General features: G+C 70.1%; 22 protein-coding genes. 5 read left to right on the forward strand and 17 right to left on the reverse strand.

The genetic code is table 11. From position 1 onward, the window contains the following. Positions 1 to 123 precede the first annotated feature (123 nt). From ACLQ2O_RS06130 to ACLQ2O_RS06150, 5 genes are read right to left on the reverse strand one after another with little or no spacing between them, the layout of a single operon-like run. The gene (locus tag ACLQ2O_RS06130; RefSeq protein ID WP_425828068.1) at positions 124 to 954 is read right to left on the reverse strand and encodes a MerR family transcriptional regulator; all 831 of its coding nucleotides are present in this window, start codon (positions 952 to 954) and stop codon (positions 124 to 126) included. A gap of 34 nt (positions 955 to 988) precedes the next feature. Beyond that, positions 989 to 3,439: a glycoside hydrolase family 2 protein gene (locus ACLQ2O_RS06135; protein WP_425828070.1), complete on the reverse strand. Its 2,451-nt coding sequence runs from the start codon at positions 3,437 to 3,439 to the stop codon at positions 989 to 991. An 11-nt stretch (positions 3,440 to 3,450) separates the two neighbouring features. Further along, positions 3,451 to 4,056 (reverse strand): SGNH/GDSL hydrolase family protein, encoded by a 606-nt coding sequence (locus tag ACLQ2O_RS06140; protein WP_425828072.1) that lies wholly within the window; start codon positions 4,054 to 4,056, stop codon positions 3,451 to 3,453. Then, complete coding sequence (locus tag ACLQ2O_RS06145) at positions 4,056 to 5,153, reverse strand: Gfo/Idh/MocA family protein (RefSeq protein ID WP_425828074.1); 1,098 nt, start codon at positions 5,151 to 5,153, stop codon at positions 4,056 to 4,058. The genes ACLQ2O_RS06140 and ACLQ2O_RS06145 overlap by 1 nt, the downstream gene beginning before the upstream one ends. Then, positions 5,150 to 5,896, reverse strand: a complete 747-nt coding sequence (locus ACLQ2O_RS06150) for a sugar phosphate isomerase/epimerase family protein (protein ID WP_425828076.1) — start codon at positions 5,894 to 5,896, stop codon at positions 5,150 to 5,152. Before ACLQ2O_RS06150 ends, ACLQ2O_RS06145 begins: the two co-directional genes overlap by 4 nt. Positions 5,897 to 6,389: 493 nt before the next feature. Here ACLQ2O_RS06150 and ACLQ2O_RS06155 point away from each other — a divergent pair, with 493 nt between their 5' ends. Then, the gene (locus ACLQ2O_RS06155) at positions 6,390 to 7,406 is read left to right on the forward strand and encodes a LacI family DNA-binding transcriptional regulator (protein ID WP_425828078.1); all 1,017 of its coding nucleotides are present in this window, start codon (positions 6,390 to 6,392) and stop codon (positions 7,404 to 7,406) included. 41 nt (positions 7,407 to 7,447) lie between these two features. Here the strand turns inward: ACLQ2O_RS06155 and ACLQ2O_RS06160 are convergent, their stop codons facing one another. The 3 genes from ACLQ2O_RS06160 to ACLQ2O_RS06170 all read right to left on the reverse strand — a co-directional run bounded on the left by ACLQ2O_RS06160 (position 7,448) and on the right by ACLQ2O_RS06170 (position 10,821). Continuing rightward, positions 7,448 to 9,595 carry a molybdopterin-dependent oxidoreductase gene (locus ACLQ2O_RS06160; protein ID WP_425828080.1) on the reverse strand — a complete coding sequence of 716 codons (2,148 nt, stop codon included), beginning with the start codon at positions 9,593 to 9,595 and terminating at the stop codon, positions 7,448 to 7,450. A gap of 32 nt (positions 9,596 to 9,627) precedes the next feature. Then, positions 9,628 to 10,137, reverse strand: coding sequence for an AAA family ATPase (locus tag ACLQ2O_RS06165; protein WP_425828082.1), 510 nt, complete (start codon positions 10,135 to 10,137; stop codon positions 9,628 to 9,630). An 84-nt stretch (positions 10,138 to 10,221) separates the two neighbouring features. Then, positions 10,222 to 10,821 carry a TetR/AcrR family transcriptional regulator gene (locus tag ACLQ2O_RS06170; protein WP_425828084.1) on the reverse strand — a complete coding sequence of 200 codons (600 nt, stop codon included), beginning with the start codon at positions 10,819 to 10,821 and terminating at the stop codon, positions 10,222 to 10,224. A 77-nt stretch (positions 10,822 to 10,898) separates the two neighbouring features. Here ACLQ2O_RS06170 and ACLQ2O_RS06175 point away from each other — a divergent pair, with 77 nt between their 5' ends. From ACLQ2O_RS06175 to ACLQ2O_RS06185, 3 genes are read left to right on the forward strand one after another with little or no spacing between them, the layout of a single operon-like run. Continuing rightward, the gene (locus tag ACLQ2O_RS06175) at positions 10,899 to 11,450 is read left to right on the forward strand and encodes a 2TM domain-containing protein (protein WP_425828086.1); all 552 of its coding nucleotides are present in this window, start codon (positions 10,899 to 10,901) and stop codon (positions 11,448 to 11,450) included. 40 nt (positions 11,451 to 11,490) lie between these two features. Beyond that, a complete protein-coding gene (locus tag ACLQ2O_RS06180; protein ID WP_425828088.1) occupies positions 11,491 to 12,132 on the forward strand; it encodes a Pr6Pr family membrane protein in 642 nt (213 codons plus the stop codon). 10 nt (positions 12,133 to 12,142) lie between these two features. Next, positions 12,143 to 12,784, forward strand: coding sequence for a class I SAM-dependent methyltransferase (locus tag ACLQ2O_RS06185; RefSeq protein WP_425828090.1), 642 nt, complete (start codon positions 12,143 to 12,145; stop codon positions 12,782 to 12,784). 70 nt (positions 12,785 to 12,854) lie between these two features. Here the strand turns inward: ACLQ2O_RS06185 and ACLQ2O_RS06190 are convergent, their stop codons facing one another. Next, the gene (locus ACLQ2O_RS06190) at positions 12,855 to 13,499 is read right to left on the reverse strand and encodes a transglycosylase family protein (RefSeq protein ID WP_425828092.1); all 645 of its coding nucleotides are present in this window, start codon (positions 13,497 to 13,499) and stop codon (positions 12,855 to 12,857) included. A gap of 552 nt (positions 13,500 to 14,051) precedes the next feature. Between ACLQ2O_RS06190 and ACLQ2O_RS06195 the strand changes: the two genes are divergently transcribed. Next, positions 14,052 to 14,651 carry a response regulator transcription factor gene (locus ACLQ2O_RS06195; protein ID WP_425828094.1) on the forward strand — a complete coding sequence of 200 codons (600 nt, stop codon included), beginning with the start codon at positions 14,052 to 14,054 and terminating at the stop codon, positions 14,649 to 14,651. Here ACLQ2O_RS06195 and ACLQ2O_RS06200 read toward each other — a convergent pair. The 8 genes from ACLQ2O_RS06200 to modB all read right to left on the reverse strand — a co-directional run bounded on the left by ACLQ2O_RS06200 (position 14,630) and on the right by modB (position 25,825). After that, positions 14,630 to 16,306, reverse strand: coding sequence for an ATP-binding cassette domain-containing protein (locus ACLQ2O_RS06200; RefSeq protein WP_425828096.1), 1,677 nt, complete (start codon positions 16,304 to 16,306; stop codon positions 14,630 to 14,632). The two genes, ACLQ2O_RS06195 and ACLQ2O_RS06200, sit on opposite strands and share 22 nt — an antisense overlap. Then, positions 16,303 to 17,958 carry an ABC transporter ATP-binding protein gene (locus ACLQ2O_RS06205; RefSeq protein WP_425828098.1) on the reverse strand — a complete coding sequence of 552 codons (1,656 nt, stop codon included), beginning with the start codon at positions 17,956 to 17,958 and terminating at the stop codon, positions 16,303 to 16,305. Before ACLQ2O_RS06205 ends, ACLQ2O_RS06200 begins: the two co-directional genes overlap by 4 nt. Continuing rightward, positions 17,955 to 19,883, reverse strand: coding sequence for a prolyl oligopeptidase family serine peptidase (locus ACLQ2O_RS06210; RefSeq protein ID WP_425828100.1), 1,929 nt, complete (start codon positions 19,881 to 19,883; stop codon positions 17,955 to 17,957). Before ACLQ2O_RS06210 ends, ACLQ2O_RS06205 begins: the two co-directional genes overlap by 4 nt. Positions 19,884 to 19,970: 87 nt before the next feature. Continuing rightward, positions 19,971 to 20,108, reverse strand: coding sequence for a SapB/AmfS family lanthipeptide (locus ACLQ2O_RS06215; RefSeq protein ID WP_184799576.1), 138 nt, complete (start codon positions 20,106 to 20,108; stop codon positions 19,971 to 19,973). A gap of 5 nt (positions 20,109 to 20,113) precedes the next feature. Next, positions 20,114 to 22,678: a class III lanthionine synthetase LanKC gene (gene lanKC, locus ACLQ2O_RS06220; RefSeq protein WP_425828103.1), complete on the reverse strand. Its 2,565-nt coding sequence runs from the start codon at positions 22,676 to 22,678 to the stop codon at positions 20,114 to 20,116. A 241-nt stretch (positions 22,679 to 22,919) separates the two neighbouring features. Continuing rightward, entirely contained in the window at positions 22,920 to 23,873 is a 954-nt protein-coding gene (locus ACLQ2O_RS06225) for a hypothetical protein (RefSeq protein WP_425828105.1), read from the reverse strand. A 78-nt stretch (positions 23,874 to 23,951) separates the two neighbouring features. Then, a complete protein-coding gene (locus ACLQ2O_RS06230; RefSeq protein WP_425828107.1) occupies positions 23,952 to 25,019 on the reverse strand; it encodes an ABC transporter ATP-binding protein in 1,068 nt (355 codons plus the stop codon). Continuing rightward, positions 25,016 to 25,825 carry a molybdate ABC transporter permease subunit gene (gene modB / locus ACLQ2O_RS06235; RefSeq protein ID WP_425828109.1) on the reverse strand — a complete coding sequence of 270 codons (810 nt, stop codon included), beginning with the start codon at positions 25,823 to 25,825 and terminating at the stop codon, positions 25,016 to 25,018. Before modB ends, ACLQ2O_RS06230 begins: the two co-directional genes overlap by 4 nt. Between the last annotated feature and the right edge of the window lie 30 nt (positions 25,826 to 25,855).

Consider the following 25,855-nt stretch of genomic DNA (forward strand, 5'->3'; position numbering starts at 1 on the left):
GTGCTCACCCTCTGGTTGCCGGACCTTTGTCGTCAGCCCAGAGTGCCATCCCGGCCGGGTCGCCGCCCCACCGCCACCCGCTGGACTGCAGGTTGTGACGTCTTCGGTGGCCCATCAGTTCCGTCACTCGGCGGTCAGTGCCTCCAGGTACCACCGCAACGCTGCGGCGGTGTCGTCCGGAGCTGCCCAGCCGTTGACTACGGCGAGTAACGCGAAGTAGGTCTCGCGGCGGGCGTCGGCTGCCAGCGCCAACCTGTCGACGTCGACCACACCGACAGCGGCCACGTACTGCGCTGCTTCCGCCGACTTCGGGTCGAGCCCGACGGCAGGTCCGACCACTCGCCGTACGCGCACCACCTCGTCCGGCCGGAGCGCTACGCCGGTGTAGCCGTCGACCAGCTCCCGCATCAGCTCCTGGAACCCGACGTCCTGTGCGAGCTCGGCCAGCTGCACCCAGGCTTCGAGCTGCTCGACCGACGCACGTTCCGGCAGCTCCGGCACCATCGAACGGCGGGCAGCCGCAAACCTCTCGTCCTGCTGCTGGAAGACAATCGACAGGAAGTCCTCCACCAAGGCAGCCCGCCCGGCCGAAGACAACGCGGCCAGTCGCTGCAGCTCTTGAAGTCTGTCTGCCGACAAGGAGCTGCGGGCCGCCCGAAGGACTGCTTGGCGCAGGCGGAGGGTCTGCTGCTGGGTCTCCAGCGCTTCTTCTTCCACCGCGACGAGTTGCTCGAGGGACGTCCGGTCGGCGAGCAGCTGCTCGATCTTCGCCAGCGGGAAGCCGAGGTCCCGCAGCGCGTGGATGAGCTCCAGCCGCGCGAGCGCCTCCGCGTCGTACAGGCGGTAACCCGCGGCGGAGCGGGTCGTGGGCACGACCCCTCGATCGGAGTAGAAGCGGATGGTCTTCACCGTCAAGCCCGTCCGCCGGGACAGTTCGCCGATCGAGTAGGTCATGCCCTCCACTGTGCCGTCTCCCGTCGGGGGAGACTCAAGCCACCAGGTCGTTGGCCGAGCGCAGCACCGGTACGCCGACCGCGTTCGGCGCCGAAGCGCCGGTGACGTGGAAGGTGTGTGACTCGCCCGCCGACAGCGTGATCAGGCAGCTGTCGACCTTCGCCGCCGGGTCGAGCCGGTCGGGGAAGAGCGCCAGGTCCTTCGCGAGAGCGGTCGCCGTCACCGTCACGTCGTACCCACCGTCGACAGCGGCAACGGACGCGGTGTAGGCGTCCCCGGCCAGCCGCAGCGAGGTGTCCTCGACGAAGTACCAGTACGCCGCGCTGCCGTCCGCGCCACGCACCTCGATGTACTCGGTCGTCTCGGAGCCGGCCTTGGTGATCGACTCCGGCAACGAGTTGAGCACCGCGGACCGCGGCCCGACCTCGAGCGCGAAGGTCTCCTGCGCCAGCACGGCCCCGCCCGCGGACGTGCTCCGCCGCGCGACGGTGATCGACGTCGACCAGGCCTCGTCGGTGTCGTTGTGCCCGGCAACCACCAGCCCGTTCTCGCGCGGCTGCACGGTCAGCAGGCGGTCGGCGTACGCGTGCTTCAGTGCGAACCACAGCGGCTTGCGGTGCCCGTGCCCGTCGACCGCCGCCCAGGAGATCACCGGCCAGTTGTCGTTCAGCTGCCAAACGATCGTGCCGGTGTTCAGCGGGAACAGGCTGCGCCAGTGCTCGACGCCGTAGGCAACGGCCCGCGCCTGGTTGAGCTGCGTCGTCCAGTGCCAGTCGTCGATGTTCTTCCACAGCGGCAGGTGATCGCCCAGTCCACGCTCGAGCTTGAGGTTGCCCTCGAACGCCTTCTGGTGCACGAGCATCTGCTCGCCGTACGGGTCGAGCGGCTCGTCGTGCACGACCGACGTCAGCGTCGACCAGGCCGGCGGCCCTTGGAAGCCGAACTCCGACACGAAGCGCGGCTTGTAGTCGCGGTACGTCGAGTAGTCGACCCGGTTCCACACGTCCCAGACGTGCATGGTGCCGTTGCGTTCGTCGTTGGGGTGGATGAAGTGGTCGTAGGAGTACGGGCTGCCCTGCGAGTACGGCGTCCGCGGGTCGAGCTCCGCGACGATCTTCGGCAGCAGGTCGAAGTAGTAGCCCTCGCCCCACGTCCGGCCGGCCAGCGGCTGGCGCCAGCCCCACTCGACGTAGCCCCAGATGTTCTCGTTGTTGCCGTTCCAGACCGCCAGGCTGGCGTGCCGGCTGAGCCGCGTGACCGCCTGCCGGGCCTCGGCCTCGACCTCGCTGCGCAGCGGCTCGTCCTCGGAGTACGCCGCGCAGGCGAACAGGAAGTCCTGCCAGACCAGGATGCCGAGCTCGTCGCAGACGTCGTAGAAGTCGTCGGTCTCGTAGATGCCGCCGCCCCAGACCCGGAGCAGGTTCATGTCGGCGTCGACCGCGTCGGTGATGCTGCGCTCGTACGTCGACCGGTCGAGCCGGGTGACGAACGCGTCGTCCGGGATCCAGTTCGCGCCGCGGACGAAGACCGGCTTGCCGTTCACCGACAGGACGAACGGGCCGCCGTGCTCGTCCGGTGCGACGTCCGTCGTGATCGTGCGGAAGCCGACGCGGCCGGTCCAGTCGTCGGCCTGCTCACCGGCCTTCACCGCCACCGCCACGTCGTACAGCGGTTGCTCGCCGTGGCCGCGCGGCCACCAGCGGTCGACGTGGTCGATCGTTGCCGAGACCCCTGCCTCTTCGGTGCCGGCGGCAACGGTCATCTCGGTGGTGGTGCCGCCGACCTCGACGGTGATCGTCGCGTCGGTGGTGAACCCGTCGGCCCAGGCGAGCGCGACCTTGGTGTCCAGGACGCCGTGGTCGCGGTCGAGCCCGGCGAGCGGGCGGACCGTGTCGATCCGGACGCCGGTCCAGGACTCGATCCGGATCGGCTTCCAGACGCCGACGGTCGCGACGTCCGGTCCCCAGTCCCAGCCGAAGTTGCTGGCCATCTTGCGGATCGCGTTGTACGGGTGCAGGTTCGTGTGCGGCCAGAGCCCGAGCTGCTCGGCCAGCCGGTCCGCGGTGTCGGCCGGGCCGGCGAACTCGATCACGAGCTCGTTGCGCTCGGCAACCAGCAGCGCGGTGACGTCGAACCGGTACGAGCGGTGCTGGTTCCAGGTCTTGGCGATCTCGGTGCCGTTGAGCGTCACGGTCGCCGCGGTGTCGAGGCCCTCGGCAACGAGTTCCTGGACGGCGTGGCCGTCGGGCGCCCAGTCGAACTCGGTCCGGTAGCTCCAGCTCGTCCGGCCGATCCAGTGCAGCTTGCCCTCGTTGGCGCCGTCGAACGGGTCGGGGATGACGCCGGCCGTCAGCAGGTCGGTGTGCACCTCACCCGGCACGGTCGCGGCGATCGGTGCGGCGAGCAGGGGGCTGTACTTGTCGGGCACCGGGCCGCCGGACGCGCGGACCGTCCAGTTGATGCCGCTGTCAGTGGTGAGATTCAAGGAAGTACCTTCTACGAATTGGTGAAAGTTCTGAGCCAGAGTTCGGCCAGTAGCCGATGACCGGCGGCCGTCGGGTGCACGCCGTCGTCGGCGAGGGTCTCCGGTCCGACCTCGGCGGCCAGCGCGTTGAACTCGACGTCGGCCGGCACCAGCAGCGCGCCGTACTCGGTCGCCAGCCGGCGGACCACCCCGAGCTTGGGGTCCAGGTCCTCGCGCCAACCGTGTTGCTCGTCGTCCACCGGGACGAGGAACGGCTCGACCAGGACCAGCCGGACGCTGCGCAACGGGTCGAGCAGCTTGCGGTACGACGCCTCGAACGACTCCGCCGACGTGGGGTCGTCCTCGTCGTAGCGGCGCCAGGTGTCGTTGATCCCGACCAGGATCGAGACCAGGTCGGGTTCGTGGGCCAGGACGTCGGTCTCCCAGCGCGCGACCAGGTCGACGGCGCGGTGGCCGCTGATCCCGGCGTTCACGATCCGCGGGCCCGGCAGGGCGTCGTACAGGAACTTCACGTAGCCGTTGCCGAGGCCGGCCGGATCGGTGCGCCGGCCGCAGTCGGTGACGGAGTCCCCGGCGAACACGATGGTCCGCCGGGGGTCCAGAAGGTTGTCCGTCATTACAGCGTGGCCGCGTTCACGTCCCAGTCGTCCGGCAGGACCGGAGCGAGCTCGACCGTGCTGGTCACGTCCACGAACGCGTTGGTGTCGATCGACTCGGTGATGGAGGCCATCACGTCGACGATGTGGAACGCCAGCGCCCCGGTCGCGCGGTGCGGCCGGTCGGCGCGGATCGCCCGCGCCATCTCCAGTACGCCGGTGCCGCGCTCGGCCGTCGCCTCGGTGGTGGCGACGGTCTCCCAGTCGTCCCCGCCGCGGCGGCGGATCTTGATCTCGCCGTCGAAACGGTTCGGGTCCGGTACGGCGAGCGTCGCCTCGGACCCGGTGATCTCGACGAACCCGGCCCGCGGCAGCGGCGAGTCGAAGCTGAAGATGCTCTGCGACGACTGCCCCGACTCGAACCGCGCGATCGCGCTGACGTGCGTCGGCACGGTCACGTCGAAGTCGGTCCCGGCCAGCGGGCCCGACCCGATCGTGCGCTTCTCGCGCGACTTCGATCCCAGACCCGCGACCGCCGCGACCGGGCCGAACAGCTGCACCAGCGTGGTCAGGTAGTACGGGCCGATGTCCCACAGTGGGCCGGCGCCCTCCTGGAACAGGAACGCCGGGTTCGGGTGCCAGGACTCGGGACCGGGGGACTGCATCAGGGTGAGCGCCGTCAACGGCGTACCGATGTCACCGTTGGCGATGATCCGGCGCGACTGCTGCAGGCCCGGGCCGAGAATGGTGTCCGGCGCGCAGCCGAGCCGCAGCCCGGCGTCCTGGGCGGTGGCGAGCAGCTTGAGGCCGCTCTCCTGGTCGAGCGAGAACGGCTTCTCGCTCCACACGTGCTTGCCCGCAGCGATCGACGCCAGCGCGACCTCGACGTGCGCGACCGGGATCGTCAGGTTGACGACGATCTCGACGTCGGCGTTGTTCAGCACGGCCTCGGGGCCGCCGTGCGCCGCGATGCCGTACTCCTCGGCCTTCGCCTTGGCCGCCTCCGGGCGCAGGTCGCCGATCGCGACGACCTTCAGGTCCGGGAAGCTCTGCATGGACTTGATGTAGGCGTCGGAGATCGTGCCGGCGCCGATGACGCCTACGCCGACCGGGCTCATCCCTGGTCCTGCCCGGTGAGCCAGCGGAAGCTGCCCTCGACAGCGTCGAAGATCTCGCCGGTGAAGTCGTCCAGCTCGACCACGCGCAGCGCCGTCGGCGCCGCGGCCAGGATGTCGTTGACGGCGATCGTGCCGTCGCCGACCGCGACCTGCGCCTTGTTGTCCAGGGTGCCGTCGCCGTCCTTGACGTGCAGCGCCTTCACCCGGTCACCCAGCCGGCCGAGCAGCGCCGGTACGTCGGCACCGCCGACGGCGGCCCAGTACGTGTCGACCTCGAGAATGACCTCGTCGGACAGGTTGTCGGCCAGGATCTCCAGGGCGTGCACCCCGTCGATCACCGACTCCAGCTCGAAGTGGTGGTTGTGGTAACCGACCGTGATGCCGTGCTCGGCACCTTCCTTGGCGGCGGCGTTCAGGCCCTCGGCGATCACCTTGATCTCGTCCACCGACTGCCAGCGGGCCGGGTCGGTGTGCGGGTCGATGACGGTGCCGATGCCCAGCTGCTTGGCGGCCTCGAAGATCGGGCCGCTCTCGTCACGCAGCAGTCCCGCGTGCGTGCTCGGCGCCGACAGACCGTACTTGGGCAGCGCGTCGGCCAGCTTCCCGGCCAGGTTCACCAGACCGAACGGCTCCACCTTGGTGTAGCCGATCTCCGCGATCCGGGCCAGGGTGGCGTCGAAGTCCTCCTCCAGCTTGTACCGCACGGTGTAGAGCTGGAGGGACAGGTTGTCCACTGCGACCATTCTTCTCTCCTCGTCGCCAAGTTGCCTCCGCTGCCCAGAGACCCCTCGGCATGCTTGACCGAACCGGTTAAGTACCGTCGGCAGACTATCCCAAGACTCCCCTCCCGGACCAGAGTCGAACCACTCCTCGGTCACCAACGGCAAACGCTTCCCGAGATTTGAGCGGAAGGGGCAGCGGCAACACAGGGGGACAGGCAAGGAGAAGAACGAAGGAAGAGACAGGACAACCGAAGAGCCAGAACAAGAGAGAAGAAGGGAAGAGATAGAGACGGTGCGCTCGCTGTGGTGACCGGGGCGCCCCGCCTGAGGTTGTCAGTTGTTGCTCTGCTTGCCTTCTCCGGGTGGCTCTCCCGCCGGGTTGGGGTTTGATCAAATGGTTGCTGTGGGTGATGAAATCTGGTGACCTGCAGACAGACAGTGGTGGGCGGCGCAGAATGTGGGTCTGCCGAGCCGCCCGTCACGGCTTGGTCCGCCTGCTCGAAGGAGGCCGGTCGTGGGCCGTGTGACCATCAAGGAGATCGCTCGACGGGCCGGGGTCTCCAAAGGTGCGGTGTCCTATGCGTTGAACAACCAGCCGGGGGTTTCGGAGGCGACTCGGGCTCGGGTGCTGAAGGTGGCCGAGGAGTTGGAGTGGATGCCGAACCGGGCCGCTCGGCAGTTGTCGGCGGCTCGGAGCGAGACGTTCGGGCTGGTGCTGGCGCGGACCGCGAAGACCTTGAGCGAAGAGCCTTTCTACATGGGGTTCGTGGGTGGCGTGGAGTCGGTGCTGGGGGAGAAGTCGTACGCGCTGGCTCTGCAGGTGGTGCCTGACGTGCAGGAGGAGATGGCCACCTACCGCAAGTGGGCTGCTGAGCGGCGGGTCGACGGGGTGATCGTGGTCGACCTGAGGGTCGACGACCCGCGGATCCAATTGCTCAGGAAGCTGGAGCTGCCGGCGGTGATCGTGGGGGATCCGGTGCTCGCCGACGGGCTGACCTCGGTGTGGACCGACGGGCGGTCGGCGATGAACGCCGCTGTCGAGCACGTCGCGTCCCTGGGGCACAAGGCGATCGCGCGGGTCGCGGGGCCGCCGGAGCACGGGCACGTGTGGATCCGGGACCAGGCGTACGCCGCGGTCGGGCGCCGGCTGGGGGTGCAGTTGCGGATCCGGCACACCGATTTCTCCGGTGAGGAAGGCGCCACGGCGACCCGCGAACTGATGACCGCCGAGCGCCGGCCGACCGCGATCATCTACGACAACGACCTGATGGCGGTCGCCGGGCTGTCGGTGATCAACGGGCTCGGGCTCAAGTCGCCCGACGACGTCACGCTGGTCGCGTGGGACGACTCGGCGCTGTGCCGGCTGACGCACCCGACGCTGACCGCGATGAGCCACAACATCGTCGCGTACGGCGCGGAGGTGGCGACGCGGCTGTTCGGTCTGCTCGACGGAGCGCCGGCCGCCGCACACCTCTACTCCACACCGGTCCTCGTCATCCGCGACAGCTCAGGCCCGCCCAATCCTCGTTGACAACCCGGGACCTCGGACAAGAAGCCGGGACCTTGAACAGGTCACGACTTGTTCAAGGCCCCGGTTTCTTGTTCAAGGTCCCGTTGCGTGGCCGGCCTGCCGACCTGTACTGGTACGCCGTTCAACGCCGCGGTTCCGCCGAGCGCGTCGGTGACGGCGTCGTCGGTGACGTCGTTGACCGAGGCGCCCTTGACCTGGCCGGCGACCGACAGCCGGACGCCGGGCAGCCCGTGCCCGAAGCCGTGCGGCAGGCTCACCACGCCCGGCATCATGTCGTTGCTCGCGGCAACTTCAACGGACAGGGTCCCGGCGGCCGAGGTGACCTCGACCAGCTCGCCGTCGGTCAGCGAACGATGCGCCAGGTCGGCCGGGTTCATCAGCAGCTGGTGCCGCGGTCTGCCCTTCACCAGGCGGGCGGAGTTGTGCATCCACGAGTTGTTGCTGCGCAGGTGCCGGCGGCCGATCAGCATCAGGTCGTCGGGGTTGCTGTCAGCAACCAAATGCGCAGCGAGCCGCGGCAGGTCGCCGAGGACGGCCGGCTGCGCGAGGTCGATGCGGTGGTTCTTGGTGTACAGGGCGCCAGGCAGGGAAGGCTGCAGCGGTCCGAGGTCGATCCCGCCGGGTGATTTCCGGAGCTTGCGCAGTGACAGCCGGTAGGGGCCGATCCGGAGCCCGAGGTCGACCACTCGCGCGGGAGACAGGCGGAGTCGTGCGCCCGCCACGAGTCGAGGCCGTGACCGCGGAGTACGGCTCAAGAGTTCCAGCCCGAGGTCGCGGAAGATCTCCCAGTCGTGGCGTGCAGACTGGGAGCGCGGCAGAACAGCGGAGTTCCACCGCGCGGTGTTCCGTACGGCGAGCTGGTGGAACGCCAGGTCGTAGTGGTCCCGCTCCAACGGTGGCGTCGGCGGCAGGATCACATCAGCGTGCCGAGTCGTCTCGTTGATGTACGGATCGACAGCGACCATGAACTCCAGCCCCGCCAGCCCTTCGTCGAGCTTCCGGCCGTTCGGCGTCGACAAGACGGGATTCCCCGCGATCGTCACCATCGCCCGGATCTGCCCCTCGCCAGGTGTCAGCATCTCCTCCGCCATCGCCGACGCCGGCAGCTCCCCACCGAACTCCGCCAGCCCCCGCACCCGGCTCTTCCACGCCCCGACGTGCCCGCGCCCGATCCCGCGCAGCGTGTCCACGGCGGGCCGCGGAATCATCGTGCCACCAGGCCGATCGAGGTTCCCGGTGATGATGTTCAGCACCTGCACGGCCCACTGGCACACCGTGCCGAACTGCTGCGTCGACACCCCGACCCGCCCGTAGCAGGCCGCGCGATCAGCAGCCCCGAACTCACCGGCGATCCGTCGAATCTCCTCAGCGGGAATCCCGGTCGCCGCAGCAGCCCGCTCCGGCGTCCACTCGGCGACGGCCGCGGTCACCGCGTCGAGTCCGTCGACATAAGAAGCCGGCCGGGCCCGACCATCCGCGATCACCTGATGAATCAGCGCCAAGAGAAAAGCCGCGTCCGTCCCGGGCCGCACGAAGTGGTGCTCGTCCGCGACGGCAGCCGTCTCGGTCCGCCGCGGATCGATCACGACCACGCGGCCTCCGCGCCGCCGGACGTCACGCAGCCGTCGCCCGAAACCAGGCGCGGTCATCATGCTCCCGTTCGACGCGAGCGGGTTCGCGCCGAGCATCAGCAGGTACGACGTACGGTCGATGTCCGCGACCGGCACCATCAGCTGGTGCCCGTACAGCAAGTACGACGCGAGCATGTGCGGCAGTTGGTCCACCGACGTCGCGCTGAACCGGTTTTTGGTCCGCAGCAGCCGCAGCGCCGTCGGCATGTGGGTCATCGCGCCGAGGCTGTGCACGTTCGGGTTCCCCAGGTACACGCCGACCGCGTTCCGCCCGTGCGCAGCCTGGATCGCCAGCAGCCGGTCGGCCACCAACGCGTATGCGTCGTCCCAGCCGAGAGGTTCCCAGCCGCCGTCAACCCGGCGTACAGGCGTTGTCAGCCGGTCGGGATCTTCCTGGAGGTCCTTCAGCGCAACGGCTTTCGGGCAGATGTGCCCGCGCGACAGGGGATCGGACTCGTCGCCGCGGATGTCGGTGACCCGCCCGTCCTCGACGGTCACGAGCACACCGCAGATGGCTTCACACAAGTTGCACGACGTCCTGCGCACGGTGGCTGCCATCCCGCCAACTTACGCCCGAGTAGCCACGGGCTCTAGTCGAACCGCGCTTCGTCCAACCGGCCCAGGATCGCGTCGACGGTCTCGTTCGGCGAGAGGTCGGAGTTGTCCAGCCAAAGCCCGCGCCGCGGACTGAACGCGTGCAGCTCGTAGTCGAGCTCGTCGACCGACAACCCGCCCAGCCGGTTCGAGATCACGTCGGGCCGCGGAGTCAGTACGACGAGGTACCGCGGCCGGCTCTGGATGTTCTCCAGGAACTCGCGCAGCAGCTCGCCGATCACCACGTCCTGCAGCACCACGGTGAACCCGGCCTGCGCGTACCCGTCGGCGGCCTGGCAGGCCAGCCGGTACCGCAGCTTCAGCTGCTTCTGCGCTTCCTCGCCGTCGTCGGCCTCGGCCGAGGCCTGGCCGCTGACGATCATCCGGCGGAACACCTCGCCGCGCAGGTGGACGCCGTACTGGAACCGTTCGGCGAGCAGCTGGGAGACCGTGGACTTGCCCGCCGCCGTGATCCCGCTGACGACGATCACCCCCTCGGTCTGCATAGGGTGGATCGTGCCACGCGGGACGAGGGTTTCGTCAGGTCTCGACCACTGGTTGTCCGGAGTCCGCCAGCAGGTGAGACGGCGTCACGGCCGCAGCGACAACAGGTGCGCGGCCAGCACTTGACGGACCCGCTCCGCGGTGGTCACTTCGGGCTGAAGCGTCACGTGGAAAGAGATCCCGTCGATCAGCGCGTGCAGCCGCTCGGTCTCCAGGTCGAGGTCGAGCCCGGGCCGCAGCACGTCCGCCTTCGCCAGGCTGTCGAGCAACTGGCGGCACAGGGTGCGCAGTCCGTCGTTGACCGGGCCGAGGTGCTTGCGCAGACCGCCGGCGCCGCTCTCGGCCTGGGCCTGCGCGGTGAACGACAGCCAGACGTCGAACTCGGCCAGCCGCTCGGGATCGAGCGGGATCACCTCCTCGAGGAAGCGCAGCACGACCTCGACCGGCGGACCGGTGTTCTCGAGCCGGGAGACCCGGGCGTGCACGCGCCGGGAGACCAGGTCCATCGCGAAGCTGATCAGGCCGTCCTGGTCGGGGAAGTAGTAGCGCACGGCACCGGCGGACCAGCCGGCCTCGGCCGCGATCGTGCGGACGGAGGCGGCCCGGATTCCGTCGCGGCGGACCACCCGCCACAGGGCCTGGGCGATCTCCTCGCGGCGGGCCTCGTGGTCGACGATTTTCGGCATACGCCTTTTTAGCACACCTGTGTTATGGTCAATCTTGTCAACACGGTCGTATCAAATAATCCGGGAAGGTGAACGTCGTGCTGCTCGCTGTGATCGCCGCGTGTGAGATCGGCTTCTGGGTCCTGCTCGCCGCCGGCCTGACCACCCGCTACGTGCTGCGGATGCCGCGGCTCGGGATGGCGGTCCTGGTGGCCGTCCCGCTGGTCGACGTGGTGCTGCTGGTCGCCAGCGTGATCGACATCCGCTCCGGTGGCGAGCCGTCGTTCAAGCACTCGCTGGCCGCGATCTTCATCGGCGTCAGCGTGGGGTTCGGGCACCGGTCGCTCAAGTGGGCCGACGGCTGGGCCGCGCACAAGCTGGCCGGCGCCCCGCGTCCGTACAAACCGCGCAAGGGCACCCGTGAGAAGGCCCGCTTCGAGCGCCAGGGCTGGTACCGCCACGTCCTCGCGTACGCCGTGGGCTGCACCGTGATGCTCGGCCTCGGCCTGCTGTCCGGTCACGGGTACGACGCCGTACTGGCGCCGGCGTGGACCTGGACCATCGTGCTGGTGATCGACGGGATCGTGTCGTTCAGCTACCGCGGTGACGTCAAGGCCGAGACCGAACCGCAGCGGAAGATCAACGTCTGACGTCCCCCACGAACCCGCCCCGCGGCCGTAGATTTCGCTCATGACGAAGTCCGGTGCGGGGCGGATCTTTCATGCGGTCACGGCACTGGTGGTGATCGCGGGGATCATCATCCAGCTGGTGAACACGGCGACCACGTCCGAGGGCTTCTTCCCGGACAACCCCGACCGGGTGTTCAACGTCTTCGCCTACTTCACCATCCAGTCGAACCTGCTGCTCGGCGGTACGACGCTGCTGCTGGCCCTCGGCACGGACAGCGACTCCAAGCTGTTCCGCACCCTGCGCCTCAACGGCATGCTCTGCATCGCGGTCACCGGCATCGTCTACCACGTCGCCCTGGCCGGCCTGTCGGACCTGTCCGGCGCGGCCGCGGTCGCCAACTTCCTCCTGCACACGACGACGCCGATCCTCGGTGTGCTCGGCTGGCTGGTGTTCGGCCCGCGCGGCCGGACCGGCCTGGAGATCGTCGGCTGGTCGATCGTCTATCCGCTGCTCTGGCTGGCGTTCACGCTGATCCGCGGCGCCGCGATCGGTTTCTGGCCGTACCCGTTCGTCGACGCCGACGACCTCGGGTACGCAAAGGTGTTGCTGAACTGTCTGCTCGTCGCGCTACTGTTCCTGGCTCTGGCGTTCGGGGCGATGCTGCTCGACCGCCGGCTGAACAGGACCGCCGTCGAGAGGTAGACCCGTGCTGGTGACATCACGCTCGTACGCCGAGTACGAGGCGATGTTCGATCTGACCGAACTCCCCGAGTCCGTGCTCGACTGCTGTGCGGGAGGAGCCGGCTTCACCGCCGAAGCCGCCGCGCGCGGCGTCGACGCCGTCGCGGTCGACCCGGCGTACGAGCTGCCGGGCGCCGGGCTGGTCGACACCGTACGGCGGAGCTTGCCGGCCGGTTCGGGGATCGTGGACCATCACGCCGCGAGCTTCGTCTGGCACTGGTACGGGTCGCCCGAGCGCCGCGACGAGCTGCGGATCGACGCCGCCGACCGGTTCCTGACCGACGTCGCCGACGCGCCGGACCGGTACGTGCCGGGCAGCCTGCCGGAGCTGCCGTTCCCGGACCAGCGGTTCGAGCTGGTGCTGAGCTCGCACCTGCTGTTCACGTGGGCCGACAAGTACGACCGCGCCTGGCACCTCGCGGCGCTGAACGAGCTGATCCGGGTGTCGCGGTCGGAGGTGCGGATCTTCCCGCTGGTGAAGCAGGGCGCCGGCGAGCCGGTGGAGTTCCTGCCCTCGCTGCTGGAGGAGCTGGACGGCGTCCGGAGCGAGATCCGGAAGGTGCCGTACGAGTTTCAGGTCGGCGCCGACGAGATGCTGGTGCTGACCCGCTGACGACGAGGAACGGTGGTGCCGATCCGCGATCGGCACCACCGTTCGTCGTACAGCTTCTGTACCGAGGGGGTCAGCGCAGGTAGCGGCCGCACTCCGGCCACGGGGACGCCCCGCGCTGCGCGTACAGCTTCTTGGCGCGCATCAGCTGCTCACCGGCCGAGGCCTGCGAGGCCACGCCGGAGCCACCGACGCTGCGCCAGGTCTGGCGGTCGAACTGGAACAGACCGTGGTACTTGCCCGACGGGTTCACCGCGCGCGGGTTGCCGCCGGACTCGCACTGGGCGACCTTGCGCCAGGCGGCGCTCATCGACACGCTCGTCGACCCGGTGGGCTTGCGGGTCTCCGAACGCGTGGTCCGGGTCTTGCGCTCGGACTTGGCGGCCGGCTTGGTGGGCTCGGACCGTTCGGTCGTCGGCTTGGCCTTCGACCGGCGCTCGGTGACGGTGGCCTTCGGCGCGCCGTCGAGCTTCAGGGTCTGGCCGATCAGGATCAGGTTGGGGTCGTCGAGACCGTTGAGCTGGGCCAGCTCGTGCCAGTCGGCACCGTTGGCCTGCGCGATCTCGGAGAGGGTGTCCCCGGACTTCACCTTGTAGTCGGCCGCGAACGCGGCGCCTGCGCCGGCCGCGGTGATACCGACGCCGAGACCGGCGACGGACAGGGTCCGGACGATCCGGCGAGTACTTCGCCGGGTTCGGGCGTGTCGAGCTTTGGACATCAGAATCTGCTCCTCATGAGCTGGGCATGGTGAACTTCTCTCCAGCCCGGCCGACTCAGCCGCGTGCGCACTTCCCCGAGAATCCCGCGGACCGGAAGTGCGGCCGGTCGCGGAACGAAGGTGGTCGTCACCTGTGCGTGAGGCTCGGATCGTCGGCGACCGATCACTGCCGGCGCCGTACCGGGCTCCACAGTCTGGTGAGGTACCACTCCCTTCGGGGGTGCAGGGGACAACACCCGGTCGCTGTCGGTGGGTCACGGGACAGCGTCCGAATGGTCACGTCCACATAACGACGCGACCGAGCCATCGTGCGTGACGGCGGCGCCGAACGCAAGGGTTGTCCGGAATCTGCCCCGACTTTTTCTGGCTCCGAGGGAGCGAAAGTCCAACAACAGAACGGTTTCCGAGGGTGTGGACCGCGTTCCGCAGGGTGGATCTCCCGCCGTGGGCAGGAGTAAAAGTGAAGATTTGTGCGTGTCATCGCAGCGACTCGCTCGTTGTTCGAGTCACGGGCCGGGAGGGCCTGTGAGGCAATCGACATGGGGGCGTGCGGTGATCCGAGTGGTACTCGGCCACCGCGGCACGTTGGTGCGTGGAGCACTGGCCGCGGTGCTGTCCAAGGAGTCCGACTTCGACGTCATGGCCGAGCTGGACCGGTCCGACGACGTCTTGTCCTCGGTCCGGCTGCGCCCGCACGTCGTGGTGCTCGATCCACAGCTGCCCGGGAAGCTCGGCGTCGAGGAGCTGTGCCGCAAGCTCACGGGCCGCGGGGTCCTGGTGCTGGTCGACCACGAGGCGATCGCCGCGACCAGCATGGCGCTGGTCAAGCAGGCGCCGCGGATCGGGCTGATCGCGACCGACGCGACCACCAACCAGTTCGTCGAGGCCGTGCGCGACGTGGCGAAGGGGCTGCCGGTGGTCGACGTACGGCTGGCTGTTGCCGCGCTGCGGGCCGGGGACAACCCGCTCACGGACCGTGAGTGCGAGGTGCTGCGGCAGGTGACGACGGGCGCGACGGCGCAGGAGGTCGCGCGGACGTTGAGCCTGAGTGCGGGCACGGTGCGTAACTACCTGTCCCGGATCCTGGCGAAGACCGGCGCGCGGAGCCGGATCGAGGCCATTCGCAAGGCTCAGGACGCGGGCTGGATCTGAAGGTCGTCCGTCGGGTGCCAGTGGCCCTGCAGCTCCAGGTAGAGCGGTGAGGTCCTGAGCAGGCTGGTGTGCGTGCCGAGCGCGGCGCGGTTGCCGTCCAGCACGAGGATCTTCTGGGCGCGCAGCGCCGAGGTGATCCGGTGGGCGATCACGATCAGCGTGCCGCCGCGGGCCGCGAAGGCCTCTTCGGCGCGACGCTCGGCGTCGGGGTCGAGGTAGCAGGTCGCTTCGTCCAGTACGACGAGCGCGGCGGGCGAGAGGTAGGCGCGGGTGAGCGCGATCAGCTGGCGCTCGCCCGCGGACAGGTCGTTGGGCTTGACCACGGCGTCGAGCCCGCCGATGCGGCCGACGAGGGCGCCGGCGCCGACCGCGTCGATGGCCTGCCGCACCTCCGACGGTGTCGCGTCGGGCAGCAGGTAGTTGAGGTTCTCCATGACGGTCGCGCTGAAGACGTAGGCCTCCTGCGGGATCAGTACGCGGCTCCCGGGCGACACCCCGCTAGCTGGTACGCCGCCGAGCAGGACCTGGCCGTCGGTCGGCTGCAGCATCCCGCAGATCAGGCCGGCCAGTGTGGACTTGCCGATGCCGCTGGGGCCGACGACCGCCAGGTGCTCGCCTTCGGGGATGACCAGGTGCAGGTCCTCGATGACGGGCTCGGCGGCAGGACCGTAGGCGAAGGTCAGTGCGCTGGTCTGCACGGAGAAGGTCGCCGGTTCTTCGGTGCGCGGAGTGGGCGGTGGTGCTTGCAGGTCGAGGATTCGGCCGAGGGTGACGACGTACCTGAGGCCGCTGTCGCCGAGGGCGCCCATCACGGTGCTGAGAGCGGGCTGCAGGCCGACGAGGACGTAGGTGAGGCCGCCGAGCAGCGTTCCGGTGGAGACGCCCCGGCCGACGAGCCAGGGCCCGGCGGGGAGGAGGATCAGCAGCGGGGCCCAGCCGCCGACGGCGAAGCAAAGCGTGCGGAGAGCGGCGACGCGGGCCAGGGCCCGCTCGGCGTTCGCCTGGGCTTCGATCGGGCGGCCGGTGAGGTGCTCGGCGAACTCCTCCGAACCGGTGGCCGTGATGTCGCGGACGCCGCTGAAGGTCATCCCGGCTGCCGCGGCCAGGTCTTCGTCGGCCTGCAGCGACGCGCGGACCCGGTCGGCGGCCAGGCCCAGGACAGCGAGTGACGCCAGGAAGCCCAGCAGGAAAGGCGGTACGACGAAGCCGGCGATCGCGGGAGCGAGGGAGAGCAGCCCGGCCAGGACGCCGACGAGCGTGACGGCGAAGCTCCGGACGACCAGGACCAGGCCCGCGTAGGTGTCCCGGACGATCTCGACCTGGCGGTTGAGGCGGGCGACGGCGGCGGTGTCGCCGGTGTGGAGAGCGCTGCCGACGACTCGTCGTACGAGGTCGTCGCGGAGGGGTTCGACGAGCTCGCCGAGGCGGCTGTAGACCTGACGGGCACCGGCCGCGCCGACGCAGGCGGTGACGATCAGGCCGGCGAGCCAGGCGATGCCTTGCCAGGCGTGACCGGCCAGGAAGCTGTCGGTGGCTTTCGCGACGGCGACGCCGTAGATGGCGGTCGGGAGGATCTCGGGGACGGACCAGAGGGCCAGCCTCAGGGCGGAGCGGTTCTTGAGCGCCGCGATCCCGTAGGTCAGTTCGCGCTTCATCCGAAGACCTCGCGGTACTCCGGCAGGTGCCAGAGGTCGCGGTGGCGGGCGGTGGCCCGGACGACGCCGTGGTCGAGCCAGACGACCAGGTCGGCACGGGCCGCGGTCGCCGGGCGGTGGGTGACGATCAGGCGGGTCCGGCGGTGCTTGTCGTCGGTGAGGGTGCGGCTGATCTGCATCTCGGTCGCGGTGTCGAGGCTCGAGGTGGCGTCGTCGAGGACCAGCAGCCGGTTCGCCGACCACGCGCGGGCCAGGCCCAGGCGCTGCCGTTCACCACCCGACATAGGGGCCTCAGGCAACGGAGTGCGGTAGCCGCGGGGGAGGCGGCTGACGAAGTCGTGCGCGTGGGTCGCGCGGGCCGCGGCGAGGGTGCGGACGGTGCTGAGCGGGTTGGGTGAGATCGCGTCGCCGATCGTGGTGCCGACCAGCGTCGGGCGTTCGAAGGCGCAGCCGACCGCGTTGCGCAGCGACCGGCGGTGGACGGCCTGCAGCGGTACGCCGTCGAGCAGCACCTGCCCGTACGACGGATCGCGCAGCCGGGCCGCGACGGCGGCGAGCACGGACTTGCCGGCGCCGCTCGGGCCGACCACCGCGATCGTCGCGCCGCCGGGGAGGTCGAGGTTGACGTCGTACAGGAGGGTGGTGTCGTTCACGACGACCGTGACGGCCTCGAAGCGCAGGTTGCCGGGGCCGGCGGGCAGCGGGAGCGTGCCGTGCGGCATCGAGTCGATCGCGAAGATCTCGGAAGCGCGACCGACACCGGCCTTGGCGCGGGCGATCTCGCCGAGCACGCCGGTGAGGCTGCCGAGGCCCGCGCCGAGGACGGCGTACTGGCCGGCGGCGAAGAGCTCGCCGGCGGTGATGCGGCCCTCGACGAGTTGCAGGCCGCCGACGGCGAGCACGGCGACGAGGACGAGCGGGCCGACGACCGCGGCCTGGGCGGCGGAGCGGGCGAGGACCTTCCAAGTGAGCAGGCCGTGCTTGTGGAGCTCGGGGAGCAGGGTGAGGATGCGGTGCTCCTCACGGCCGGTCGTGCCGGCGGCGAGGACCGTGCGGATGCCGGTGAGCGCTTCGGTGAGGCGTCCGGCCAGCCGGCCTTGGGTTTCGGAGTAGGCGAGGCTGATCTGCGCCGTACGGCGGGCGAAGACCAGGAGCACGCCGATGACGAGCAGGATGCCGCCGAAGAAGGCCGCGGCGAGCCAGGGGTCGATGAGGGCGAGGAGGACGAGACTGCCGGCCGGCGGGATGATCGCCGCGAACGCGCTGACGAGCGCGGGGCCGGCCTGGGCCGCGTCGACGGCGTTGCCGGAGACGCGGCTGACGAGGTCGCCGGTCTCGAAGTCGCGGCTGCCTTCAGGGCCGCCGCGGACGACGTGCCGGACGAGGCCGTGGCGCAGCCAGGCCGTCGTACCGGCGACGGAGGCGGTGCCGGCGAAGACGTCGACCAGGGAGCAGATGATGCCTGCGGCAACCAGTACGGCGGCGACGGTCAGCCACCGGTCGTAGCCGTGACCGGCGACGATGGCGTCGACCGAACGGCCGAGGACCGAGGGGAGCGCGAGCGCGACGCAGCTGCCGCCGAGGGAGGTGAGGGCGATGACGGGGAGCCACTTGCGGCCGTGGCGGACGACGTCGCCGAAGGCCAGGCTCATCGCAACTGCCGGTCGAGAAAGGCCAGCATGTCGGCGGCCAGAGCGATGCCCTGGCTCGCGCCGCCGGAGGCGTGGCCCGAGTCAGCTTCGGTTCTCAGCAGGACCGGGTTGCCGGACACGTGCTGGAGCGCGGCGCACATCTTCCTTGCGTGCAAGGGATCTACGCGGGTGTCGTTGGCGAACGTGGTGAACAGAATCGCCGGGTACTGCTGCTCCGAGACCTGGTGGTAGGGCGAGTAGCTCAGCAAAGTCTTCAGCTGCAGGGGATCCGAGGCGGAGCCGAACTCAGGGACCCAGCGGGCCCCGAGGCCGGTGAGCTCGTAGCGGACCATGTCCAGCAGTGGCGCCGAGCAGACCGCGGCGGCGAAGAGCTCCGGGCGCTGCGTGATCGCGGCCCCGACCAGCAGGCCGCCGTTCGACTCGCCGCAGACGGCCAGCTGGGACGGCGTCGTCCAGCCGTCGGCGATCAGGTGCTCGGCGGCGGCCAGGAAGTCGTCGATGACGTTCTGCTTCTGGTCGAGGATGCCGGCCTTGTGCCAGTCGCCGCCGCGTTCGCCGCCGCCCCGCAGGGTGGCCGTGACGAAGACGCCGCCGGCCTCGACCCAGGCCAGGGCGAAGGCGGAGTACGTCGGGGTGAGCGACTGCCCGAAACCGCCGTACCCGTAGAGGATCGTGGGACGCGGACCGGATCCAGGGCCCGCGATGGCGAGCATCTCCAGCGCGGTGCCGTCGGCGGACCGGAAGGGAACGGACGTCGCGGTCGCCTCCACGGTGGGAGCGGCGCCGGGAGCGTGGGACCAGAGAGAGGTCTCGCCGGTCAGGGCGTCGTACGAGTAGATCGCCGCGGGCGTGACGCTGTCGGTGTACGAGAACCAGGCTTCGTGTCCACCGAACGGGCGGGTGGCCGGCGAGCCGACGGAGCCGTGGCCGGGCAGCGGGACCTCGCCGAGGTGGCGGCCGGTGACCAGGTCGTGGATGGCGATCTCGCCGACGGTGCCGCGGGTGCGGCCGACCAGCACTACCTTGTCGAGCACGGCCAGGCTGCTCAGCGCGGCGTCCGGATCGGCCGGGACGTAGTCGTGCCAGACCAGCGGGTTCTCCGGGTCGCCGACGCAGATCCGGCCGGTCGGCGCGTCCTGCGTCGTCACGACGTACAGGCGTCCGTCCTGGCCGACCGACATCAGCGTGACGGTGTCGTCGGGGACCGGCACGGGCTGCGGCACGCCGCCGGAGCGGAGGTCCGCGAGCCAGAGGTCGTTGGTCGTCCCACGCGCCGCCGAGATCGTCAGCCAGCGGCCGTCGACGCTCAGATCCAGCCCGTACGACGCTTCGTCGGCGAGCACCCGCTGGTCCGAGCCGCCGATCGTGTGCAGCAGGACCTGGCGGAATCGTACGTAGTAGAAGGACTTCCCGTCCGGCAGCCAGGCGATCGGGGAGTAGCGGCACCCGTCGATCGGCTCCTCGGCCAACGCGCCGGTCGCCACGTCGAGCACGTGCAGCACGGACTGCTCGGAGCCGCCGCGCGAGACCTGGAAGGCGACCAGCGACCCGTCCGGCGAAGGCTGCCAGGAGTCCAGCGTGGTCAGCCCGCTCGGGTCGAGCTTCGCGGGGTCGAGCAGCTCGGCACCGTCGAGAGTGAGCACGGGGTGTTCCTGGCGCGGCGCGCGACGGAGAACGAAACAACGGTCTCCACGCCAGACCGGAGTGGAGACGGAACCGACCGCGGACAAGGCCTTCACGCGGCTGCGGAACGCGTAGCGGGTGGGCAGCGCGCCGGCGTACGCGAGCCAGAGCTCGTCCTGCGCGGCCTGCCACTCACGGGCCCGCGGGCTCGTGGCGTCCTCGAGCCAGCGGTAGGGGTCGGCGACGCTCTGCCCGTGCAACTGCTCGACGAGCGCGAGCCGTTCGGCGTACGGGTAGTCCATTGTCGCCTCCACAGAACGAAGGTCGGCCCCGGGCGGGAGTTGCCGCCCGCCCGGGGCCTTCGGAAACCTCGAAAAGCTGGGGTCCGATCAGTGGCAGAGCAGAAGGCTCAGGTTGCTCGGACGCTGGGAGTTGCAGCCCAGCACGGTCAGCGTGGAGCCGCCGTGGTGGTGACCGCCGTGACCGTAGCCCGGGGTCTCCAGACCCTGAAGGTCGAGAAGTGCCATTTGTGTTACACCTCCTTCGAAGGAAGTCGTAGGGACAGAGACTCGGACCACTGGGGAGGTCCGAGGAACGGGAGGGAGACCGGCCGCTCGTGCAGCGCGGTTCCCAGGGCCAGCAGGACGCCGGCGGATCCGGTGGCCAGGTCCGTCGAGAGACGGAGCAACTGGTTGCCGGGGAAGATCAGTCCACCCTCGTACGGCAGCGCGTGCCAGCCGAGTCCGCGGACCAGGTCGTCGGTGCTGTCGCCCAGCTCGGCGGCAGCGAGCAGCAGTCCGGCGCGACCCATCAGGAGGCCGGGCTGCACGTAGTAGGAGCAGCGGGTGACCAGGCGGAGCGCGGCCAGCTCGGCGGCCAGCTCCTCGTCCGGCCGGTGCCGCAGGTAGCGGTTGAGGACCACCGCGATCCCGGCCGAGCCCTCCTCCAGGTAGGGCAGCGAGCGCCACCCCTGATTCACCTGGAGCATGCCCTCCGGCGTACGGATGCAGCGACGCAGGTCCTGCCGGATGGCGGTCTCGGCGAAGTCGAGCAGCCCGGTGTCACCGGTCTTCTCGTACGCCGTCAGGAAGAGCAGCGCCGGACCGGACGAGCCGTACATGAGCCCGGCGCGCGGCTTCCCTTCGCCACTCAGCTCCGGTACGTCGTCGACGTCGCCGAGCCGGTCCGCGACCAGGTCGAGCACGCGGGTCGCCGTGCTGTTCAGACCCGGTTCGTCCACGGAGAAGTGCAGCAGGTTGAGCCCGACCCCGGCGAGGCCCGAGTGCAGGCCCAGCTCGCGGCTGCCGAAGTCGTCGGCCAGGGACAGCTCGATCGCGTCGAGCGCGTCCTGCCGGTGCCCGAGCTCGTCGAGGACGTGTGCGACACCGTGCAGTCCGTCGTACAGGCCGGGGCCGATCTCGGTCGTCTTCGCGTGCTCACGCAGCCAGTCCTCGTACACCGGGAAGCGGCCCGCGCCGGTCTTCGCCAGCGCGTACAGCACGCCGGCCGCGCCGGTCGCGAGGTTGATCCCGCCGCCGGGGCGGAACTGCGCGATGTCGCCGGGGAACAGCCGGTCGTCCCGCTCCGGAGTCGCGCTCGCGACGATCGCCTTGGTCAGCGCGTCGCGGACGTCGGTCCAGGGCGCCCGGCCGGGCAGCGGCAGCGCCGCCATCGCCGGGTCCTCGGTGACGTCCGGGCCGACGATCGTCCGGACGGCGGTGTCGAGCGTCTCCCTCGGCACCGGGAAGGTCTCGGCGATCATGTCGGCCAGCTGGAACGCCTTGCCGGGATGGAGATGCAGCAGCATCGTCGCCTGCGGCGCGAACAGGCCGAGCGCGATGCAGGCCAGCGCGTAGAGGTCGACATCCGGACCCTGCCGGTCAGCGGGAGCCGCGTAGCCCGGGTGGGCGAGCGCGGAGCGGGCCTGGTCCTCGGCGAGCGTCGCGACCTCGAAGTCGATCAGCACGAGGCGGTCGCCGGTGCTCAGCAGCACGTTGTCCGGGTGCAGGTCGCAGAAGACGACGCCGCGGCCGTGCAGCTCGCCGACGGCGCGCTGGACGTCGCCGACCATCTTGGCCGCCCACTCGGCGTACTGGGTGAGCTCGGCCTCGGAGGCGTCCGGGCGGGTCAGCGGGTAGCGGCGGACGAGCTCTCGCTGGAGCGGGTTCGCGTCGACGAACTCCTGGACCAGGAAGTGGTGGTCGCCGAGGGTGAAGTAGTCGTGCACCTTCGGGACGACGTCCAGTCCGTCGAGGCGCTGCAGGATGTCGCGCTCGTGACCGATCCGGGCGACCGCGTCGCGGGCGGACATGTCCAGCCCGGCGTACGGGCGGCCTTCCTTGAGCACGACCTTGGCCTGGGTCTCGTTGTGGTGGCCGAGGTAGACGCCGCCGCCGTTGGAGAACTGGATGACGCCCTCGATCGTGTACGCGAGATCGTTGGTGGTGACCGCGTTGCGGGCGTCGAGATGGGTCTGCAGGAAGGACGGCAGCGTGACCCACGGCGGGGTGCTGAACGTCGGGCTGCGGTGGTCCGGGACCAGCCGGCCGCGGTCGTCCTCGAGGGCCAGGACGCGTTCACCGGCGGGGTCGAGGGTGTAGCGGCTGACGAAGGCGCCGTACCGGACGAACAGCGGGCCCTCGGCGTACCGGAGGTCGCTCAGGATGTACGGGCCCTGGACGCCGGCGAGCAGGTCGTCGAGCTCCTTGAGCACCAGCTCGAGCTGGTCGGAGTCGGTCGGGTAGATCGTGACGAGCTTGCCACTCGAACCGCGCGGGGCGGACTTCGAGTTGACTATCACCAGGACCGGCTCGTTGCGCAGGAACTTGAACGCGATGCCGCGAGGGACGCAGTAGTCCCAGACGATCTCGAGCGTTCGCTCGGCGTCGGCGAGGCCGGCCGAGACGTGGATCTTCCAGCCCTGGGCCGGCAACTCCAGGCCGCTCGGCGCGTAGTGCATCCACATCTCGCCGGGGACGTGCTCCCAGCCGGCCGGGACGTCCCGGGAGGCGAGCGCGAAGTCGGGCTGACCTTCCGCGGTCGAGGGAGAGTCGTAGAAACGCCGGTCGGACAGGCAGTACAGCTCGTAACTTTCCATGGCGGTTCGATCCCCCTCTCTCGTGGTTGCCCCGGAGAATCTTGGGCGGGGGGAGAGGGGTCGGCGTAGTGCATGACGTCATCAGTCGGCTGTGAAGAACTCATGTGCTACGAGTGAGTAAGTAAACACTCTTTGTTACGCCGACGTCACTTTGAGCGGGGAATCTGCCGTTACATCATGTCGGTACGTGCCAGCCAGGTAACACCGCGTAACTTTGCATAGATTTGATCGTGACCACCCTTCAGGTGGCATTCCGTTGCTGCTGGCTCGCGAAGTACGCGACCTTGCGGGCCCTCATCACCTCGCCCAGCGGGCGGTGCTCGGCCTTCGCGTTCCACGGGTCGAAGACCGCCGCCTCGACCTCCTCGGCGAACGCCTCGTCCGGCTTCTGCCGTCCGACCGTCAGCCGTCCGACGGTCTCGTACGGCGCGTCCCAGACGGCCGAGGCGTCCTCGATCGGGGTGCGCTGCTCGTCGACGAAGAACTGCACCTGGACGTCGTAGGCGAGCGCGGCGGTGCTCAGCCGGTCGTAGACGTCCGCGGCCCAGTCCTCGGCGTCCGGGTGCGGGTAGCCGGCCAGGGCGCGGAGGCGCACGCGCACGGCGTACGGGCCGAAGGAGATCGGCGCGGCGCTGAAGAAGTCCTGCGTGGCGAACCCGGAGAACGGCTCTTTGAGCGCGGCCGAGACGTGCTGGAGGCGCGGAATCAGCCCCGGCTGCTTGACCAGGCTGAGCAGCAGCTGTCCCTTGGTCTGCCCCGCGGTCGTGACGATCGTGCTGAAGTCCTCGCTGGTCGCGGAGCTGAACTTCTCGTGGTTGATCAGCGCGAAGTCCTGGCTCACCGCCTCCCCGCCGAGTGCCGCCGGCCCGCTCACCCCGAGCACCTTCAGCGAGAACCCCCGAACATCCGGTACGCCGTCCGCCGCGCGGTTGAACCCGCCGTTCGACAACCGCACCCACACGTCGTACTTGTCCGGCACCCGGAACAACCCCTGCCGCGCGTGCTCCGGCAGATCCCCCGGAACCGTCAGCGTCGCTCGCAACGCCGCCACCTGCTTGCGGTGCAACGCGCGGCCGTTCCCGTACTTCTCGGACTTCCGCGCCTGCATCGCCACGAACAACTCCGCCTGCCGCCGGTGGCGTTCCTCCTCGTCGGCCCCCACCACTTCCTGCCACTCGACACTCGGCAGACTCACAACGCTTCCCCCTCCGACGACGACCCAGTACCTCCAGTATCCGCCGCCCACCCTGTTGCACCAGGCAACAACTGGTGATCAGCTCGGGTAGGTCTGGGTTTCGGTGGCCTTGAGGGTGGCCCAGAGGGGCCGGCCGGGGGTGAGGGAGAGCTCCGCGACGGCGGCGGGGGTGACGTCGGTGAGCAGGTTGGTGGGAGCTGACGAGCCCTCGGCGGGGGCCAGGCGGACCCGGACGGTGTGGGCGTGCTGTTCGATGCCGGTGACGACGACCGGCCAGGTGTTGCGGGGGCTGCCGGTGGGGTGGTCGGGGTAGAGGCTGATGGCGGACGGCGGGAAGGCGACGTGGACCGGGCCGGTGGTGGGCGTGGCGATGGTGACCGAGCCACCGGTGCTGAGGCGGACGGTGGTGCCGTCCGCGGTGCCTCGGTAGAGGTTGAGGCCGACGAGCTGGGCTACGTAGTCGGTGCGCGGGCGGTGGGCTACCTCGCTGGGGCTGCCCTCCTGGACGACCTCGCCGTTCTCGATGATCACGAGGCGGTCGGCGAGGACCATGGCGTCGAGGGGGTCGTGGGTGACCAGGAGGGTGCGGCCCTCGTAGCGGTCGAGGTGCTGGCCCAGCTCGGCGCGGATGTGGAGCGTGGTGCCGGCGTCCAGGGCTGACAGGGGCTCGTCCAGGAGGAGGAGCTCGGGCTGGGTGGCGAGTGCTCGGGCGAGAGCTACGCGCTGGGCCTGGCCGCCGGAGAGGGAGCGCGGGCGGGACTTGGCCTGGTCGGTCAGGCCGACGGTGTCCAGCCATTGGGCGGCGGTGGCGCGAGCGACGCGTTTGTCGACGCCACGAGCCCGGAGGCCGAAGGCGACGTTCTCCAGGGCGCTCAGGTGGTTGAAGAGCAGGTAGTCCTGGAACACGACGCCGATCGGGCGCCGGTCGGCGGACAGGAAGGTCCGGGGAGGTTCGTCCCACACCGTGCCGTCGAGCGTGATGCGGCCGCCGTCGACGGGGAGCAGGCCCGCGATCGCGCGCAGGGCGGTGGTCTTGCCGGCGCCGTTCGGGCCGAGCACGGCGACGACCTCGCCGGGCTCGACGGTCAGGTCCAACGCCAGTTCGAAGCCGGTACGACGTACGTGCAGGTCCGCGTGCAGGGTCATCGCAGACCACTGATCCAGCGCTCGCGCAGGCTCGCCAGGACGACGACCGAGACGAGCAGCAGCACGATGCTCAGCACGACGGCGACATCGGGATCGGTCTCCAGTGCCAGGTAGACGGCCAGCGGCATCGTCGTCGTACGGCCTGGGAAGTTGCCGGCGAAGGTGATCGTCGCGCCGAACTCGCCGAGCGCTCGGGCCCAGCACAGGACCGCGCCCGCGACGATGCCCGGCGCGATCGACGGCAGCGTGACGCGGCGGAACGTGAGCCAGCGGCCGGCGCCGAGCGTGGCGGCGGCCTCCTCGTAGCGCGGGTCGGCCGCGCGCAGGGCGCCCTCGACGGAGATCACCAGGAACGGCATCGCGACGAACGCCTCCGCGACGATCACGCCGGCGGTGGTGAACGGCAACGTGAAGCCGAACCAGAGATCCAGCCGCTCACCGATCAACCCGCGCCGGCCGAGGACCAGGAGCAGCGCGACCCCGCCGACGACCGGCGGAAGGACCAGCGGGACGGTCACCAGTGCGCGCAGCAGGCCGCGGCCGGGGAGGTCGGCACGGGCGAGCAGCCAGGCGAGCGGGATGCCGAGGAACAGGCAGATGACGGTCGCGCAGCTGGCGCACAGGAGAGACAGGCGCAGGGCCTGGCCGACCTCCGCGCTGAAGAGACGACTCGGCAGCGTCGACCAGGGCGCCTCGGCCAGCAGACCGGCCAGGGGCACCAGCAGGAAGGCGAGGCCGAGCAGCGCCGGCAGGAGGAGGACGAGCGGCAACCTGCCGCCGGTCCGTCGCCTGCGGCGGATGCTCATGGAGGGATCCTGCCGCAGGCGCTCCGGCCG

This window comes from Kribbella sp. DT2, assembly GCF_049844575.1.
GTDB lineage: Bacteria > Actinomycetota > Actinomycetes > Propionibacteriales > Kribbellaceae > Kribbella.